The sequence below is a fragment of the Halomonas sp. PAMB 3232 genome (assembly GCF_031954225.1).
Taxonomy (GTDB): Bacteria; Pseudomonadota; Gammaproteobacteria; order Pseudomonadales; family Halomonadaceae; genus Vreelandella.
The window spans coordinates 1,287,221-1,303,674 of the sequence record NZ_CP134865.1; the positions used below are offsets into that span (position 1 = coordinate 1,287,221).

Here is a 16,454-nt window from a genome sequence, read left to right on the forward strand (position 1 = left end):
ATGTTCTATATCAAACGCAATGCCGACGGCGACATCGTGACGCTAAGTAAGGAGGCGACCAGCGAATCTTCCGAGCAGGTGAGCGCAGACGACCCGCAGGTGCTGGCGTTTCTGGCCAATGAGCCGGGCTCGAAAGCGAACTTTCTTGCTTCGGATCTGGCTTTCGTGCGGGTAGTGGAAGACTTGATGGAGGTGCTGCTGGACAAGGGGGTGATTTCGTTCACCGACCTGCCCCAGGCGGCGCAGAACAAGGTGATGCAGCGTAAATCGCTGCGCGCCAAGAACAACGTCAATTTGATTGGCGAGGACGGCGGTATCATCTGATACCGCCGCCATGGCGGCGGCCGGGTCAGTTTGGCGTGCGTATCGCCGGGCCGGTCACGCCGTCGATGCCCATGCGGAACAGCTGGGCCAGCTCCTCTTCGGATTTCACGCCCTCGGCGATGACCAACAGCCCCAGCGAGTGGCAGAGCGTGGTCAGGCCGCGCAGTATGCTTTGCTGCTCGGCGGAGGCGTGAATGTCGCGCACTAGGCTGGCATCCACCTTCAGGTAGGTCAGCCCCACGTCGTGTAGCTCGGCAAGCTTGTTGAACTCGGCCCCCACATGCTCGATACCGAATTGACAGTCGAGATGTCTGAGCGCGGCGCAGAAACCGCGCATACTCGCCAGCGCCCGGGAATCGAGGGTCGCGGGAATTTCGAAGCAGAGCCTGGACGCCAGCGTGGCGTTTTTCTCCAGCAGGGTGCGCAGCCCGGTGACGAAGCGGGCGTCGCTGATGGCCGCGATCGACAGGTTGATGCCCAGCCACTGCTCCGGGTTCTGGCGAAGCTGCTCCAGCGCCTGTTTGATGACGGCCATATCCAGCGACGGCTCCAGGTTAAAACGCGCAAGCCAGGGAATGAAAACTCCCGCGCTTTGCCACTGCTCGGCCAGCTGCAGCCGGGCCGGGCTTTCGTAATGTAGAACGTGCTGCTGGGCGTTCAGTACCGGGAAACGCCCAAGCTCCGGGCCCTGCAATAGCGCCGTATCCAGCGCCGTACGCCACGCCGCGTGCGTGGCAAAAAGCGGCTGACGCTCGCGTTCGCGCACCACAACTGGCAAGCTGCCCTGAGCGCTTTCTGCCTCTGCCAGGGCCGTGTCGAGCGTGGCCATCAGGTCGCTGCGCTCATCTCCCGGCGCGTAGCTGGTAATCGCCGTGGGCAGTCGCAGCTCGCTCGCCGGGGTGAGCGTTGCAAGCGCATGTTTCAAGCGAGCGCTGAACGCCTCGATGTCGGTTTCAAGCGGTACCACCAGCATGAAATCGCTGCCGTTGAGCCGGCCGATCAGCGTCTCTTCCGAGGTGGTATCGAGTGTAGTCAGCTGCTCCACCAACCCCTTCAGCAGGTTATCCGTGGCGTCGTGGCCGAGGCGGTCGTTCAGCCCCACCAGATCCTCCACGCGAACGATCGCCATGAGCCCCGTCGCCCGTGCATCGTCGCTGTCCAGAAGCGCCGCCAGTCGGGTCATGAAGGCACCGCGATTGAGCGCGCCGGTCAACGCGTCGTGCTGCAGGTCGCGGCGCAGCTCATCGAGTTTCTGACTTTCGTGGGTCAACATCTGGCGCACGTTGTGAGAGAGCACGTTCATGGCCCGGGCTACCTCGCGAAGCTCCCGGGTGCGCGGCTCCTTGATGGTGGTAAAGCGCCGCGCGCTGATATTACGCGCTTGCTCCACCACGCGATTGAGCGGGCGCTTGATGGTACTGACGATCACCGCTGCCAGCGCGAGGCTTGCGATCCCTGCCGCGATGAACCAGGCCGTCAGCTCCATGAAGCTTCGCCACAGGGCCCGGTAAGCAAAGCTGTACTGACTCTGAAGGGTCAGCGTACCGAACTGCTGCCAGCCTTCCTGAATGGTGGCCGTGCCCGGCGGAATGTCGAAGTCGATCAGGTGGCGAAACCAGCCGGGCACGTGGCCCTGGTACTCACTCGCCACGCGCTCGACCAGTACGCTGCCATCGGTGTCGCGCAGGACGATCTGCTGGTAGTAGCCGGTGTCGAACTGCGCCGAGATCAAAAGCTCGAGAATGACCAGGTCCTTGTCGAGCTGCGTCATGGAGAGCGCCAGCGCCGTGGCGTTATCCTCGTTCTTGATGCTGATTTCCTGCTCGATGTAAGCGCGACTGGTGGTGATGCTGATCACAAGGCTTCCAACAAAGGAGAGCAGCAACAGCCCGATGATGGCCAGCCAAAGCTGTTTGATAAGCGACATAACGGCACGTCCTTTTGTTGAAAACTTTTTGTTAAAAGCGCTTTATTAAAAGCGCTTGTAAAAACCTTTCTGCGAGGTCTCTAGAGAAAGCCTTGAGATTGCATACGTTCCAGTACGCTGCGCCAGCGCGACAGGCGCGCCAATGGATCCGCGCGCGACTGCGATGAGCCGCCGGCCCAAAGCCCTTCGCTGTTGAAACTGAACACCGGGTCGAGATCGGTACGCTGCGAGGCGGGCGAAATCGAGGGCGCCATGTTGTCGAGCACCAGCGGCACGGCGCTCGGGGTATCATAGTAACCCAGCACCATGTGCGCTTGGGTAATACTGCTGCGGCCAATGCGGGCGCGTACGTAAATCATGCGCAGGCGCTCGCCGGGAACTCCGAGCTGCTTGAGCGTGATGTACTTGGCGATCGCGTAGTCCTCGCAGTCGCCCTGGCCCTTACCCATGGCCTCGAGCGGCGTGGCCCAGTAATCCTCCTGCCCCCACACGACGATATCGTCGACCCAGCGAACGTTTCGGTTGAAGAAGTCGTTCACCTCACGAAGCTGGGTTTGAATATCCTGCCCCGCAGCGCGCTGTAAAAGCGCGAACCACCCCTCGAGCACGTTGAGCCCTGCCTGGCCGTACATCGAGCTCATGCGCTCACGCAGTCGTGTCGGGTCGAACGCCGAAGCCTGAAAGGGGTACAGACCAAGCCCCGCGCCCAGCGCCAGAAGCCCGGCGGACGCGAGAAACGTTCGCCGGGTGAGACCCGCAGGGGTAGAGGAAGAGCACCGAGGCATAGACGTCCAGCCATGGCCAAATGAAGCTTAAGACTACAAGCTGGCGTGCGTCAGTGCTATATAACTCATCATAAAAATGACGAAAAGCGGCAGGTTTTTAATAGGGAATGGTGGGTTACATCCAAAGCGCTAGGGCGCTTGCTAATGCGCCTGCTCCAGCAGCGGCTCGACCATTGGCCATACGTTCTCCAGAATGAGCGGCTGGGCCTCGGCGGTCGGGTGAATGCCGTCGCTTTGCATCAACGCGCGATCCAGCGCAATGCCCTCCAGCAAGAAGGGGAGTAGCGCCACGTCGTACTCGTCGGCAAGCGTGCGATACACGCCGGTGAAGGCATCGCGATAGGCTTGGCCGTAATTGGGCGGAATATCGATGCCCAGTAGCAGCACCTCGGCATCAGCGGACTGGCTTTGCTCGATCATGCCGGCCAGGTTCTCGCGCATCTGCGCCGGGGGAAGCCCGCGCAGGCCGTCGTTGCCGCCCAGTTCCAGCAGCACGATATCCGGGGCATGCTGATCAAGAACGCTTTCGAAACGCTCAAGGCCTCCACCGGTGGTCTCACCGCTAATACTGGCGTTCACGACCTGCGCCTGATCGTCAAGGCGGCGCTCGAGGAGGCGCACCCAGCCCTGGTCCTGCTCGATGCCGTAGGCCGCGCTCAGGCTATCTCCCATCACCAGCAGCGTCGGGCGCGACTCGGCATTGGCAAGGCCTGGTTGAAAGAGCACTATCAGTGCGACCAGCCCGGCGGTTACCATGCAGGCAAGCCGATGCCACATAAAAGGGATGCCACGCTTCATGTCCTACTCCTCTGACAAGGATTCGACTAACGCCGCTCAACCGGACGTCGAGCGTTCAAGCTTAACCGATGAGACGGCCAAGGCACACGCCCGTGATACGCATCAGGGGCCGCCGGTGCTGCTCGCCGAGAACCTGTGCAAACAGGTGAAAAGCGGCGAGCGGGCGCTGACCATTCTAAAGGATCTTTCGCTGTGCGTGGCACAGGGCGAAACGGTGGCGATTCTGGGTAAAAGCGGTGCCGGAAAATCGACGCTTCTTGGGATTCTGGCTGGGCTCGACACGCCCAGCGACGGCGAACTGAATCTGTTCGGCCACCCCTTGAGCCGTTTGGACGAGGATGGCCGTGCATCGCTTCGCGCCGGGCGCGTGGGCTTCGTATTTCAAAACTTTCAGCTTCTGCCCACGCTCAGCGCCCTTGAAAACGTGCTGCTGCCGCTGGAGCTATCGATTCGCGCCGGAGAAACCCAGGCAGCGCACGCCTGGCTTGAGCGGGTAGGGCTGACTGAGCGCGTCGCGCACCTGCCCAAGCAGCTTTCCGGCGGCGAGCAGCAGCGCGTGGCCATCGCGCGCGCGTTCGTCACCGACCCGGAGCTGGTCTTCGCCGACGAGCCCACCGGCAACCTGGACCCGGAGACCGGCGCCCAGGTGATCGATCTGCTGTTCAGCTTGAATCGCCAGGCGCATACCACGCTGATTCTCGTCACCCACGATTACGCCCTGGCGCGGCGCTGCGACCGCTGCTTGCGCCTGGAAGGCGGGCGGCTCACGGCGTTCGAGCCCGAGCAGGCATTGGCAGGCGGTGGCGATGAGTAGCGTCAACTGGCGTCTGGCCGCGCGCAGCCTCAAACGCGATCTGCGCGCCTCGGACGTGCGCGCGCTCTTTATCGCGCTGGTACTGGCCGTCGCGGCGTCCACCATGATCGCGTTTTTCCTGGATCGACTGGAGCGCGGCCTGGAGCGCCAGGCGGGCCAGATGATGGGCGGTGATCTGGTGCTCGAGCAGCGCGAACCCTTCGATGATGCGCTGCGCGAAACCCTCGAACGAGCGGGCTTTTCGCTCAGCGATCAGGTCGATCTGGTGTCGATGATCAGCCAGGGCGAGCGGTTTCAGCCCGCGAGCCTCAAGGCGGTCGACGAAATCTACCCGCACTACGGCGCCACGCGGGTGGACCGCGGCAACGGCACCGAAGAAGTACCGGCCGGCCCCGCCGCCGGCGAGGCCTGGGTCGACCCGCGGCTTTTTGAGCTGCTCGCGCTTGAATTGGGCGATCGTGTTCAGGTCGGTGAGCTTTCGCTTGCCGTGACCGGTATCGTCGAGCGCGAGGCCGACCAGTCCGCCGGCTTTAGCAGCTTCAATCCGCGGCTGATGCTCAACACGCAGGATCTCGAGGCGACCAACCTGCTCCAGCCGGGCTCGCGCATCGAGTTCGAGCTGCTGGCCGCCGGCCCGCCCGCCGCGCTCGAACGCGTTCAGCCGCTGCTGGACGAGCTTCGAGAAGCGGGGGTCGAAGTACGCGATGTGCGAGTCGACCGCCCGCAGCTGGGCAACGCGCTTTCTCGGGCAGAAAGCTATCTGGGGCTGGCGGGGCTGGTCGCCGTGCTGTTGGCCGGGGTCGCGGTCGCCATGTCGACACGGCGCTACGTCGAGCGCCACCTGGATACCGCTGCGCTTCTGCGCTGCTTCGGCGCAAGCCAGGCACAGCTGGTCACCATTTTCGCGCTCCAGCTCCTGGGCCTTGCGCTGATCGCCTCACTGCTCGGTGCGCTGCTCGGGCTGTTGGGGCAGGCGGTGCTTCTGTGGCTATTGGCGCAGTTTCTCCCGCTGACGCTGCCCGCACCCGGGGTGATGCCGCTGGGCCTTGGCGTGCTGACCGCGCTGGCCGTGCTGGTCGGATTTGCCGGGCCGGCGCTTTTACGCATCAAGCAGGTCAGCGCCCTGAAAGTGCTGCGCCGCGAGCTCGACCCGCTGCCGCCAGCGGCCTGGCTCGTGGTGGGTGTGGCCGGTGCGGTGTTTGGCGGGCTTTTGTGGCTTTATTCCGGAAGTCTGCCGCTGGCGGCCGGGTTGCTGCTCGGCGGTGGGACGCTGCTGGGCGTGCTGTGGGCGGCTAGCGCCCTGGTGCTCAGCCTGGTGTTGAAAGCAGTTGCGAAGCTCTCCGGCGCCACGCCCTGGAGCCAGGCATTTCGACTCGGCGGCCGCCAGCTCGCTCGGCGTAAACAGGCGGGCATGGGCCAGCTGCTGGCGTTTTCCGTCACGTTTTTTGCCATGGCGATGATCGCCCTGGTGCGTGGCGACCTGCTCACGACCTGGCAGGATCAGCTGCCGGATGAAACGCCCAACTACTTTGCGATCAACATTCAACCGAGCGAGCGAGACGCCTTCGACGCCGCCATCACGCCCCGGGTGGATACCCAAAGCGCGCTTTACCCCATGGTGCGCGGGCGTATCACGGCGATCAACGGCGCTCCCCCACGGGAGTTTGTGCCCGTCGAGGCCCGCGGCGATGGCGCGCTGCGCCGCGAACTCAATTTGACCTGGCAGGCAACGCTTCCCGAAGGCAACGAGGTGGTCGCCGGCCAGTGGTTCGACGGCCAAACAAGCGAACCCCAGGGATTCATGAACGAAGTGGACGCCACGCCAGCCGGCGCCGCCGTGCCGGACATCGCCGTGCCGGGCACCGATATATCGGCCACCGCCGTGCCGATTTCCGTCGAGCAGGGCCTGGCCGAGCGGCTAGGGCTTACGCTTGGCGATACGCTGGCCTTCTCCATTGGCGGCGAAACGATCGACACCCGCATCGAAAGCCTTCGAAGCCTCAACTGGGATAGCTTCAAGCCCAACTTCTTCGTCATCTTTCCGCCCGGCGTGCTGGAGAGCTTTGGCCACAGCTACATCACCGCGTTTTATCTTCCTGAGCGCGAGCAGGATCTGATCACGCAGCTGGTGCGTGACTTCCCCGGCGTCTCGCTTCTAAACGTCGATGCGATCCTGGGGCAGGTGCGCGAGGTGCTGGGGCAGGTCACCCGCGCCGTCGAGCTGATTCTTCTGTTGGTGCTGTTGGCCGGCGTCAGCGTGCTGTACGCCGCGCTCACCGCCAGCCGCCCAGTGCGCGCCCACGAAAGCGGGCTTTTGCGCGTGTTCGGCGCGGGCAACGCGATGATTTCCCGCGTACAGGGCGCCGAGTACGCGCTGCTGGGGCTGGCAAGCGGGCTCATGGGCGCGTTTTTGGCCGAGATAGCCAGCGCGGCGCTCTATCTTTTCTGGCTCGATTTGACCCCGAGGCTGCACCTGACGCTGTGGCTGGTTCTGCCGCTGGGCGGTGCCGCGCTGATTGGCCTGATCGGCCACGCGCTGTCGCACAGCCTGCGTCGTCAGGCGCCGGCGGCAAGTCTGGGGCTGATCGGGGAGGCCTAGCACGCTTGATGAATCCGGCTCATGGTGCGGCTGAGCCGGATGCGATGAAAGTCGCCTCCGGCTGAGGTATCATGGCCGCCTTGCTTTTTTCGATGCCCTAGCCTACGAGGTTTGCCCCATGTTCAGCCGCGATATGACCATTGCCGGATTCGATGATGCGCTATTTGATGCCATGCAAAAGGAAGTGGCGCGTCAGGAAGATCACATCGAACTGATCGCCTCCGAAAATTACGCCAGCCCGCGCGTGCTCGAGGCCCAGGGCAGCCAGTTGACCAACAAGTACGCGGAAGGCTACCCGGGCAAGCGCTACTACGGCGGCTGCGAGTTCGTGGATATCGCGGAAAACATGGCGATCGACTACGCCAAGGAGCTGTTCGGCGCCACCTACGTTAACGTACAGCCTCACTCCGGCTCCCAAGCCAACAGCGCCGTCTTTCAGGCGCTGGTCACCCCCGGCGACACCATCCTCGGCATGAGCCTGGATGCCGGGGGCCACCTGACCCACGGCGCCAAGCCCAACTTCTCCGGCAAGCACTACAACGCCGTTCAGTACGGCCTGAACGACCAAGGCCTGATCGACTATGATCAGGTCGCCGAGCTTGCCCGTGAGCACCAGCCGAAAATGATCATCGCCGGTTTCTCCGCCTACTCGCAGATCATCGACTGGGCGAAATTCCGTGAAATCGCCGACGAAGTGGGCGCCTATTTGCTGGTCGATATGGCCCACGTCGCCGGTTTGGTCGCCGCGGGCGTCTACCCAAGCCCGCTGCCCCACGCCCACGTGGTGACATCCACCACGCACAAGACCCTGCGCGGCCCGCGCAGCGGCGTGATTCTATCCGCTGAAAACGACGCCGAGATCGAGAAGAAGCTGCAGTCCGCCGTCTTCCCCGGCGGTCAGGGTGGCCCGCTCATGCACGTCATCGCCGCCAAGGCGATCTGCTTCAAGGAAGCGATGGCGCCGGAGTTCAAGACCTACCAGCAGCAGGTGGTCAAGAACGCCCAGGCCATGGCGAAGGTGTTCATCGACCGCGGCTTCGATATCGTCTCCGGCGGTACCGAAGACCATCTGTTCTTGCTCTCGCTGGTCAAGCAGGGCGTGACCGGCAAGGATGCCGACGCCGCGCTGGGCCGCGCGCACATTACCGTCAACAAGAACGCCGTGCCCAACGACCCGCAAAGCCCGTTCGTCACCTCGGGCCTGCGCATCGGCACTCCCGCGGTGACTACCCGCGGCTTCGGTGAAGAGGAGTGCACCGAGCTTGCCGGCTGGATCTGTGATCTGCTCGACGTGCTCGCTAGCGGCGACGACACTACCGCCGTCGAGCAAGAGATCGCCGGGAAAGTGGCGAAGGTCTGCGCGAAGCTTCCGGTTTATAAATAAGCGCCTGCAACACCAGACCGGTCAAATAGTGGGCGCCCTCGGGCGCCCATTTTGTTGTGAAGTGTAAAAGACCTACAGGAAGGAAGCGTTCATGAATCGCTGCCGAAAAGGTCGCGCGTAAACACCTTCTCTTCGATGTCGCGCAGCTCCTCGGTCATGCGGTTGGCGACCACCACATCGCACAGCGATTTAAAGGACGCCAGGTCGCGAATGACCGCCGAGTTGAAAAAGGCGCTTTCCTCCAGAATCGGCTCGTACACCACCACCTTGATGCCTCGGGCCTTGATCCGTTTCATCACACCCTGCATGGCGCTGGCGCGAAAGTTGTCGGAGCCGGCTTTCATGATCAGCCGGTAGATGCCCACGACCTGGGGCTTTCGCTTGAAGATGCACTCGGCGATGAAGTCCTTGCGGGTACGGTTGGCATCCACGATCGCCTGCATCATGTTGCTGGGCACGTTTTGATAGTTCGCCAGCAGCTGCTGGGTATCCTTGGGCAGGCAGTAGCCGCCGTAGCCGAAACTCGGGTTGTTGTAGTGCTTGCCGATACGCGGGTCCAGCCCCACACCCTCGATGATTTGGCGCGTGTCGAGCTCGTGGGTTTCGGCGTAGGTATCCAGCTCGTTGAAATAGGCAACGCGCATGGCCAGGTAGGTATTGGCGAAGAGCTTGATCGCTTCGGCTTCGGTGCTGTTGGTGAAAAGCGTGGGAATATCCCGCTTGATGGCCCCGTGAGATAGCAGCTCGGCAAACGCGTGGGCGCGGGGGGTGCGCTCACCGACCACGATGCGCGAGGGGTGAAGGTTGTCGTAAAGCGCCTTGCCTTCACGCAGAAATTCCGGTGAAAAAATCAGGTTGTCGGTGTTGAAACGTTCGCGCGCGTTGGCGGTATAGCCCACGGGAACCGTGGATTTGATCACCATCACCGCGTGCGGGTTGATCTTGATCACCTGTCGAATCACGGACTCGACGCTCGTCGTATCGAAGGTGTTGGTGTGAGGGTCATAGTCGGTCGGCGTGGCGATAATGACATAGTCGGCGTCTTGATAGGCGACTTCCGGCGCCAGTGTCGCGCTGAACTGAAGGTCATCGCGGGCGAGAAACGCCGTAATATCGGCGTCCTCGATCGGGGAGATGCGCTGGTTCAACAGCTCGACTTTATCGGGTCGAATATCGAGCGCCGTGACAGCGTGATGCTGAGCCAACAGCATCGCGTTGGATAGCCCGACATACCCCGTTCCCGCCACCGCGATTTTCATACCCAAACTCCCCGAACCCTGCCCATGGTAGGGGCTACTTTAACAGCCGTTTCTTGCAAAGCCATTAATGAGCGCTACAGCGTGCCCAGCGCTTTTAAACTCTGCTGAACCAACTGCTCGGCCCGGGCGGCCGAGCCCGCCTCACCGTAGCAGCGAAGCTCCGGCGCGTTGCCGGAAGGGCGCAAATGGACGATCTCGTCGTTTGTAAACGTCACCCTCAAGCCATCGGTCGTATCTATAGCGGCAATGTCCTCTATAAGCCCGAGCGCGCTTTGAAGCTTTTGCGGCGAGTCAGACCACTGCTCCAATAGCGCCCGGCTTTTTTCCACGGGAAACGCCTTGAGCCGGTCGCTGGCGGTATAGCGCTCGGGTAGCGCTTTATTGAGCGCCGACAGTGTTTGGCCTTTCCGGGCGGCTTCCACCATCAGCGTAAGCGCCGGTAGCAGCGCGTCGCGAGTGGGTAGGGCGGCCAGCGTGCGGCCCTCTTTTTGCAGCGGGGTGTGAAGCAAAAAGCCGCCGTTGGCCTCGAACCCGGCAACGCTTGAAAACGTGCTCGAAAGCGATGCCATGCCTTCGAGCACAAACGGCGAGCCAATGCGCGTGCGCACCACTTTTTTGAACGCCCCACACGCCTCGATGGCGGTATTGCAACTGATCGGTACCGCCAGCGCCTCGATACCCAACGCTCTTGCGCACAAAAGCCCCACGATATCGCCTCGAAGCCAGGTGCCGGTTTCATCGCCCAAAAGCGGGCGGTCGGCGTCACCGTCGGTGGATAGCAGCGCGTTGAGGCCGTGCCGCTGCGTCCAGGCGCGCCCCCTGGCCTGGTCATCGGCACTGACGGCTTCGGTATCGACCGGCACGAACGCATCGGTGCGACCCAGTACGACCACATCGGCGCCCAGGGCATCGAGAATATAGGCGCTCAAATCGCGCCCGGCAGCGGAGTGCTGATAAAGCCCCACCCGCCACCCCTTGAGCGGCTGATCGACGAACCAGCGGGTATAGCGCTCGGCGTAGGCTTCGTTCGCCGCGTCAGAAAACGCTTCGCGGGCAGGCGCCGAAAAAGAGGGCAGTTCAGCCTTCGCCGATAAAATAGCGGCCTCGTCGGCCTTGGTGATTTCGCCGTCCGGGCGATAGAACTTGATGCCGTTGCGATCAAACGGAATATGGCTGCCGGAAATCATGAGGCAAGGCACGCCGTGTTTCATCGCCTGCAGCGCCAACGCCGGGGTTGGCAGTATGCCGTAGTCGTCGACGCCAAGGCCCATTGCCCTGGCCGCACTCGTACAGGCGGCGGCCATGGCTGGGCTACTGGGTCGGCGGTCCATGCCGATGGCGATACGCTCGAACGTGAACGACTGGCGCATGGCGAAAACGAAGGCCGTCGTAAACGCGGCACAGACGTCATCGGTGAACTGCTCGGCCGGCCCCCGGGCGCCGCTCGTACCGAAGCCAATGCCGCTTTGCGCGATGATGTCCGATGTGAGGGGGCGCGTGGTCAATGTAGGACTCCCGGGAAGGTAGAGGATGGTGCCTTGCGTGTGCGAGCGAGTTTAGCATTACCTTGACCGGTTACCGCTAGAGGGTACCCACGAAAAAGCCCCCGCGGGTGCGGGGGCTAATGGTGGAGTCAATGAGGGGTTAGAACTCGCCGCCGCCCAGATTCAGGCCGACCAAAATGGGGTCGTGGTCGGAGCTTCTAAACGCATCCGGCGCGTACAGGTTTTCATCCTGGCGCTCGCTGGTGAAATCGGTGTTGTAATCCAGTGCACTCGCTTCATCCGCGTTGATGTGCCAGGTAGTGGTGCCCGTGACCTGGCCGGCGAGAGATTCGCTTGCCAGAGCGTGATCGAGCGAGCCCCAGAAACCATCGAACACGTAGCTGTAGTCATCGTCGAGCAGCTCGAACCCGCCCTCAACCAGCGCCATGATGGGATCTTCCATCGCATAAGCGTTCAAGTCGCCCAGAATCAGCACGTCCTGATCGCTGCTGCCGGTGGGGTTGGTTTCAAGCCACGCCATGAGCTCCTTCGCCGCCTCGACCCGCGTCGGGTTGTTGTTGCCCTGGCCGTCGCCAATGGCGTCCTCGCCGTTGATCACGCTGCCCTTGGATTTGAAGTGGTTCACCACCACCGAGAACTGTTCACCGTTTTCATCGCTGAACGTCTGCATCACCGGCGGGCGGTTGCCATAACCAAACGCGCCCTCGGTAGTGGTCGCGGCGGAGCCTTCGGGGGTGACCGCCTGGCTGTTATAAATGACGCCCACGGTGATGGCATCATCGCCGGCGCTGACGATATTACCGTCGCCGTCACGCGGAATGCTGTACGCCCAGGTGATCCCTTCGATGCCTTTGGCGGCGATGTCGGCATTGAGCGCGTTGACCAGGCTTGCCAGCGCGCTGTCCTCGCCATAACCGTTGTTCTCGATCTCCATCAATCCCAGCACATCAGCGCCGCTGGTATTGATGGCTTCGACGATCTTGGCTTCCTGGCGGGCGAACTCTTCGGCGTTGTCAGCGCCACGCGGTGAATGCGTAGTGCCATCCAGCGTGCGTGTGGGTTGGCCGCTATCGCCCAGCGTATTGAAGTAGTTGAGTACGTTGAACGAGGCTACCTTGATGGTCGCATCGCCCAGAGCCTCAACGTCCGGCGCGGTCGGGCGATCAGAACCCTGGAAGTCCAGGCCTTCGACATTTTGAACTTTCCACTCGCCAAAGTTGAAGTCCAGCACCCCGTCCAGCGTCTCGAGCGTATCGCCCCCACGCAGCGGGTTGGAGGCGGAAAGCTCTTCTCCGCCACGCCCATGAATGATCGGGTCCGGATTCTGGGACGAGTTGGCGTCATCGAGCTTGATGGTGCGCGCCTCGGCGTCTTCAAGCCACGCCTGGTAGCCCTCGACACTCGGCGCATTGACCTCGGTGAACTGCTCCAGGCGCCCACCTGCGGAAAGCGTTACCTCGCCATAACGACCCAGTTCGTAAAGCTCGGTGACGACCAGCGGCTGGCCGTCCATCGCTTCGATGGCAACTCGCATGCCTTCAAACGCTTCCAAGCCTTGCTTGTTGGCGAACGGCAGCTTGATGACCTTGCTTTGCGGCAGCGGCTGATCGTGTTGGAGAATCTTCAGGCTCGAACGCTCGGCGGTCAGCTGGGTTTTATCGTAATACTCCGACACCGTGCCACCGATACGAATTTGATCGCCGGCCGAAAGCGTGGCCAGCCACTCGGCACTGCCGCTACCGGCGTAGACGAAGATACCCTCCGAGGTATTCGGGTTATCGTCGTTGTCTGCGTCTTCTTCCTGAAGGAAGAAGCCGTCAAGACCGGGTGTCACCATGGTGACGATCGCTTCCAGCGTAACGCTTTCGCCATCCAGCGCGCTGGTGCCGCCTTCGCCTTGTACCGTCGAGATCAGCGTGATCTCGGGCTCGGGTTCGATCGCCACGCCCGGGGAGGCGAGGGCGGGCATATCGTTACCGTCACCTCCCAATGCGCTGGAGGCGAGCGCGCCTTCTTCGTCCGGCTGCGTAAAGGCCTGGCGGTCGACGTTCCAGGACGCCGCATCGTGATCAGACGTGTCCGGGTAGACTTCGAAACCAATGCGGTTGCCGTCCAGTCGCGGGTCACCCTGCCAAAGCGTGACGGCATCGCCGCTGCTGCCAAGGCCTGCGGCGTCATCGGCGAAACCGATCTTGAGCGACTCGATACCGCTCAGGTTGCTCCAGGCGGCACGGAACTCGGCGACCGAGTCGAAGCCACCGTCAACGATGACGATGGCGGATTCACCCGGCGCCAGCGTGGTCAGCCCTTCGATGCGCACGGCATCCTGAGGCGAGGCGCTGTCGTCGTCGTAGTAAAGCGGCGAGCTTGTGAAATCCAGCGTCTCATCGGAGCGGTTGGTAATCTCGAACCAGTCTTCGGTGATATCCGAGCCAGACTGGCCGGGCCAAATTTCGGTGATGGCAAGCCCGATATCGGCCTCGCCCGGTACATAGGGTGCCTCCATTGTGCCGATGCGAAAGGTCTGGGTCAGCCCGTCGGGCATGGCGCTACTGGCGAATTCCCAGTTATCGGGGTTAGCAATGGCGGCCAAAAGTTCTTCAGCAGTGCCGTAGCCGTCGCTATTAAAGGCGGCATTGCGTGCCTGACCGACCGCAACTGCGGTATAGCCCTCTTCAAGGCCCGAAGGTAGGCCGGAGTCGTTGGAGTTCGACGCCGTCGCTTGCCACTCGCCGCTATTGGTTTGTACCGCGTAGATAAACGATGGGGCAGTGTCCTCGCCGACGAAAGCGATGACCTGATCGCCACTGGTCGATAGGTTAAAGCCGTTATTGCCTACGGCGGCGCTGTTGGCGTTGGTAAACTGATCGGCGTTTTGAAGATAAGAGACCACCGTGCCCGGTGCTACGCCGCCTTCCGGAGCGGTCCATTTGACGGCGCCTTCAGTGGCGCGAAAGCCATCTTCCTGCCAGCCAGAGTCGGTGAAAGTGATCTCGGCGCCTTCTGCGATGCCCTTGAGCGCTATGAATTGGAACTCCTTATCGCTGCCGCTGACCGCGATTACGGCGATATCGCCGGGGCGAGGGGTCGTATCTGGCAGCGCATCGAAGGCGATATCGAGGCCAATGAACTGCTGTTGAGTGTCGGGTAGATCCTTGGATTCGCGGCCATCCTCGAACCAGTCCACGGTGCCGCTATCGAACAGCACACTGGCGGATACGCCTTCATCGCTGATCGCGATATCGAAAAGCGCTTCGGGCTTGGCGCCAATGGCTTGGGGTATCGTGTTGAGATCGACGCCTTCGATTTCACGCACCGCGTGATCGCCGTCCCAGAAATAGAGGCCAAACCCCGTTTCCAGGCTGTCGTCTTCAGGGCCGGCCAGAATCAGGTAGCCCTGATCGCCGGCGGGCTCAATGGCGCGCACCGCACGGCCGTCCAGGTCCAGTCGAAGCGGGGTGCCGAAGTCGGCTTCAAGCGCCGAACCGCTCACGAGCTCGACGGCGTTCTCGACCGGGATGAGCTGTGCAAAGCCATCATCCAGCGGCGCGCGCAGCCCAAGATAGAGCGCATCGTCGATGAACACCGCGCCTTCGATGTTAATGCCCAAGTCGAGCTTCAGCGCACTTTCGCCAAGCCCATGGCCATTACCTCTGTCCCAGCTCAAGAGCTGCTCATTGAGATTCGTGAACTGGCCGACCACATTGATCTCGAGATCGTCGCCGCTGCCGGTGACGTCTGTTGCGAACACCATCGAGCGCTGACCGCTCTGGTGCGAGCCCAGCCAGTATTGAACCCCTTGATGAGTCGCTACGGCTTCGAGGTCCGCTTCCTGACCCTCGCTTAGCCCCAGCGCCTGGTTGAGATCGAACGATTTGATCGGCTCGCCGCCGGCCTCACGGTCAAAAAGGCGCAGCGTCTGGTCTTCATCGTCGGCGACCAGCATGAGCGTCTCGCTAATAGCGACGGCGGCGGAAGCGTCGGACGCGCCCTTGAAGTAGCGTTCGCCGAATTGAAAATCGGGCTGTGGCGTCTGCTCGGGTTCTTCGATCGGCTCCTCGGGCTCCTCGACCGGCTCTTCTGGTTCTTCGACAGGCTCCTCAGGCTCCTCGATGGGCTCTTCTGGTTCTTCGACCGGCTCCTCGGGCTCCTCGATGGGCTCTTCTGGTTCTTCAACAGGCTCATCGGGTTCTTCGATCGGTGCTTCAGGCTCCTCGGGTTCCTCGATTGGTTCATCAGGCTCTTCGACCGGCGCTTCGGGCTCTTCGACCGGTTGGTCAGGCTGTTCGATGGGCGTTGTGGCTTCATCTTCGATACGGCGAGTGATATCGCCCAATACTGCTTCGAAGTCGGCACTGGCGGTATCGGTGTTGCTCAAGGTTGAAAGCGTTTGGGCAGACTTTAACTGCTGGCTTTCATAGCTTTGTGCCAGGGTCCGCGCAACGTCTGATCTGGAAACGCCCGAGGCGAGCTGGGCAAGCCAAAAGTCGGTGCTTTCGGCATCCGGCGAGCGCCCTAAAAAGGCTGAGTAAGCCTGGTTCAACCAGAGCGTCGACTCCTGAGTGGCGATCGCGTCAAACTCTGCCGAGCTTTGCAGGCTGGCGGCGATCTCGTCGATGCTCACCCCCTGGCGATGCATTTCCACCCAGTAAGCGAGGCCGTCGATGTCGGCCGGGCGTAGCAAGTACGTTTGGTAAAGATCGACGATTGGTTGAATAGCGGTATCGAATTCGTTGCCCATCATAAAATTCTGCGCGACACCGCCGGTATCGAGCGTGCCGTTCTCCAGCTGCTCGACCCAATAACTCAACCCGTATTCATCGGGTTGGCGTAGCAGAAGTGTTTGATAAAGCGAAGTGACGATCGTTTGGTAGTCCATCGAGAAAGCCCCAAGAGCAGTTACGCAATAGTTATAAAAAATAGAGAGAAAATAACAATTTCATTTTTTGTTGCTTAAGTTTTCTGGTTGTTACGAATGAGTGAAACAACGTATCGGTTAAATGTGTCGTTACCGTGACGTGATGGTTGGGCTTTTATTTCAAATAAATGAATTTCGGCG

10 protein-coding genes are annotated in these 16,454 nt (G+C 61.7%); 4 read left to right on the forward strand and 6 right to left on the reverse strand.

All coding sequences use genetic code 11. From position 1 onward, the window contains the following. The gene (locus tag RN346_RS05955) at window positions 1-324 is read left to right on the forward strand and encodes a tryptophan synthase subunit beta like protein (protein WP_263584536.1); all 324 of its coding nucleotides are present in this window, start codon (window positions 1-3) and stop codon (window positions 322-324) included. 25 nt (window positions 325-349) lie between these two features. Here RN346_RS05955 and RN346_RS05960 read toward each other — a convergent pair whose 3' ends face one another. From RN346_RS05960 to RN346_RS05970, 3 genes are all read right to left on the reverse strand, one after another. After that, window positions 350-2,251 (reverse strand): EAL domain-containing protein, encoded by a 1,902-nt coding sequence (locus RN346_RS05960; RefSeq protein ID WP_311962437.1) that lies wholly within the window; start codon window positions 2,249-2,251, stop codon window positions 350-352. Window positions 2,252-2,331: 80 nt separating this feature from the next. Then, window positions 2,332-3,036: a transglutaminase-like cysteine peptidase gene (locus RN346_RS05965; protein WP_263584534.1), complete on the reverse strand. Its 705-nt coding sequence runs from the start codon at window positions 3,034-3,036 to the stop codon at window positions 2,332-2,334. 141 nt (window positions 3,037-3,177) lie between these two features. Further along, on the reverse strand, window positions 3,178-3,834 hold the full coding sequence (locus RN346_RS05970; RefSeq protein ID WP_311962438.1) for an arylesterase: 657 nt from the start codon (window positions 3,832-3,834) through the stop codon (window positions 3,178-3,180). Between RN346_RS05970 and RN346_RS05975 the strand changes: the two genes are divergently transcribed. From RN346_RS05975 to glyA, 3 genes are all read left to right on the forward strand, one after another. Continuing rightward, entirely contained in the window at window positions 3,833-4,648 is an 816-nt protein-coding gene (locus tag RN346_RS05975; protein WP_311962439.1) for an ABC transporter ATP-binding protein, read from the forward strand. The genes RN346_RS05970 and RN346_RS05975 overlap by 2 nt on opposite strands. Continuing rightward, window positions 4,641-7,247 carry an FtsX-like permease family protein gene (locus RN346_RS05980; protein ID WP_311962440.1) on the forward strand — a complete coding sequence of 869 codons (2,607 nt, stop codon included), beginning with the start codon at window positions 4,641-4,643 and terminating at the stop codon, window positions 7,245-7,247. The genes RN346_RS05975 and RN346_RS05980 overlap by 8 nt, the downstream gene beginning before the upstream one ends. Before the next feature lie 118 nt (window positions 7,248-7,365). After that, window positions 7,366-8,631, forward strand: coding sequence for a serine hydroxymethyltransferase (gene glyA / locus RN346_RS05985; protein WP_311960498.1), 1,266 nt, complete (start codon window positions 7,366-7,368; stop codon window positions 8,629-8,631). A gap of 89 nt (window positions 8,632-8,720) precedes the next feature. Here the strand turns inward: glyA and RN346_RS05990 are convergent, their stop codons facing one another. The 3 genes from RN346_RS05990 to RN346_RS06000 form a co-directional block, all read right to left on the reverse strand. Beyond that, a complete protein-coding gene (locus RN346_RS05990; RefSeq protein WP_311962441.1) occupies window positions 8,721-9,890 on the reverse strand; it encodes a nucleotide sugar dehydrogenase in 1,170 nt (389 codons plus the stop codon). Between the two features lie 74 nt (window positions 9,891-9,964). Further along, window positions 9,965-11,395 (reverse strand): phosphomannomutase, encoded by a 1,431-nt coding sequence (locus RN346_RS05995; RefSeq protein WP_311962442.1) that lies wholly within the window; start codon window positions 11,393-11,395, stop codon window positions 9,965-9,967. Window positions 11,396-11,534: 139 nt separating this feature from the next. After that, a complete protein-coding gene (locus tag RN346_RS06000; protein ID WP_311962443.1) occupies window positions 11,535-16,274 on the reverse strand; it encodes an ExeM/NucH family extracellular endonuclease in 4,740 nt (1,579 codons plus the stop codon). Window positions 16,275-16,454: the final 180 nt, after the last annotated feature.

What these genes read in the sequence shown, in the direction of transcription:
- RN346_RS05970 (WP_311962438.1), bottom strand. Translation starts at nt 3,834, where the DNA reads ATGAAGCGTGGCATCCCTTTTATGTGGCATCGGCTTGCCTGCATGGTA.
- RN346_RS05955 (WP_263584536.1), top strand. Translation starts at nt 1, where the DNA reads ATGTTCTATATCAAACGCAATGCCGACGGCGACATCGTGACGCTAAGT.
- RN346_RS05990 (WP_311962441.1), bottom strand. Translation starts at nt 9,890, where the DNA reads ATGAAAATCGCGGTGGCGGGAACGGGGTATGTCGGGCTATCCAACGCG.
- RN346_RS05975 (WP_311962439.1), top strand. Translation starts at nt 3,833, where the DNA reads ATGTCCTACTCCTCTGACAAGGATTCGACTAACGCCGCTCAACCGGAC.
- glyA (WP_311960498.1), top strand. Translation starts at nt 7,366, where the DNA reads ATGTTCAGCCGCGATATGACCATTGCCGGATTCGATGATGCGCTATTT.
- RN346_RS06000 (WP_311962443.1), bottom strand. Translation starts at nt 16,274, where the DNA reads ATGGACTACCAAACGATCGTCACTTCGCTTTATCAAACACTTCTGCTA.
- RN346_RS05965 (WP_263584534.1), bottom strand. Translation starts at nt 3,036, where the DNA reads ATGCCTCGGTGCTCTTCCTCTACCCCTGCGGGTCTCACCCGGCGAACG.
- RN346_RS05980 (WP_311962440.1), top strand. Translation starts at nt 4,641, where the DNA reads ATGAGTAGCGTCAACTGGCGTCTGGCCGCGCGCAGCCTCAAACGCGAT.
- RN346_RS05960 (WP_311962437.1), bottom strand. Translation starts at nt 2,251, where the DNA reads ATGTCGCTTATCAAACAGCTTTGGCTGGCCATCATCGGGCTGTTGCTG.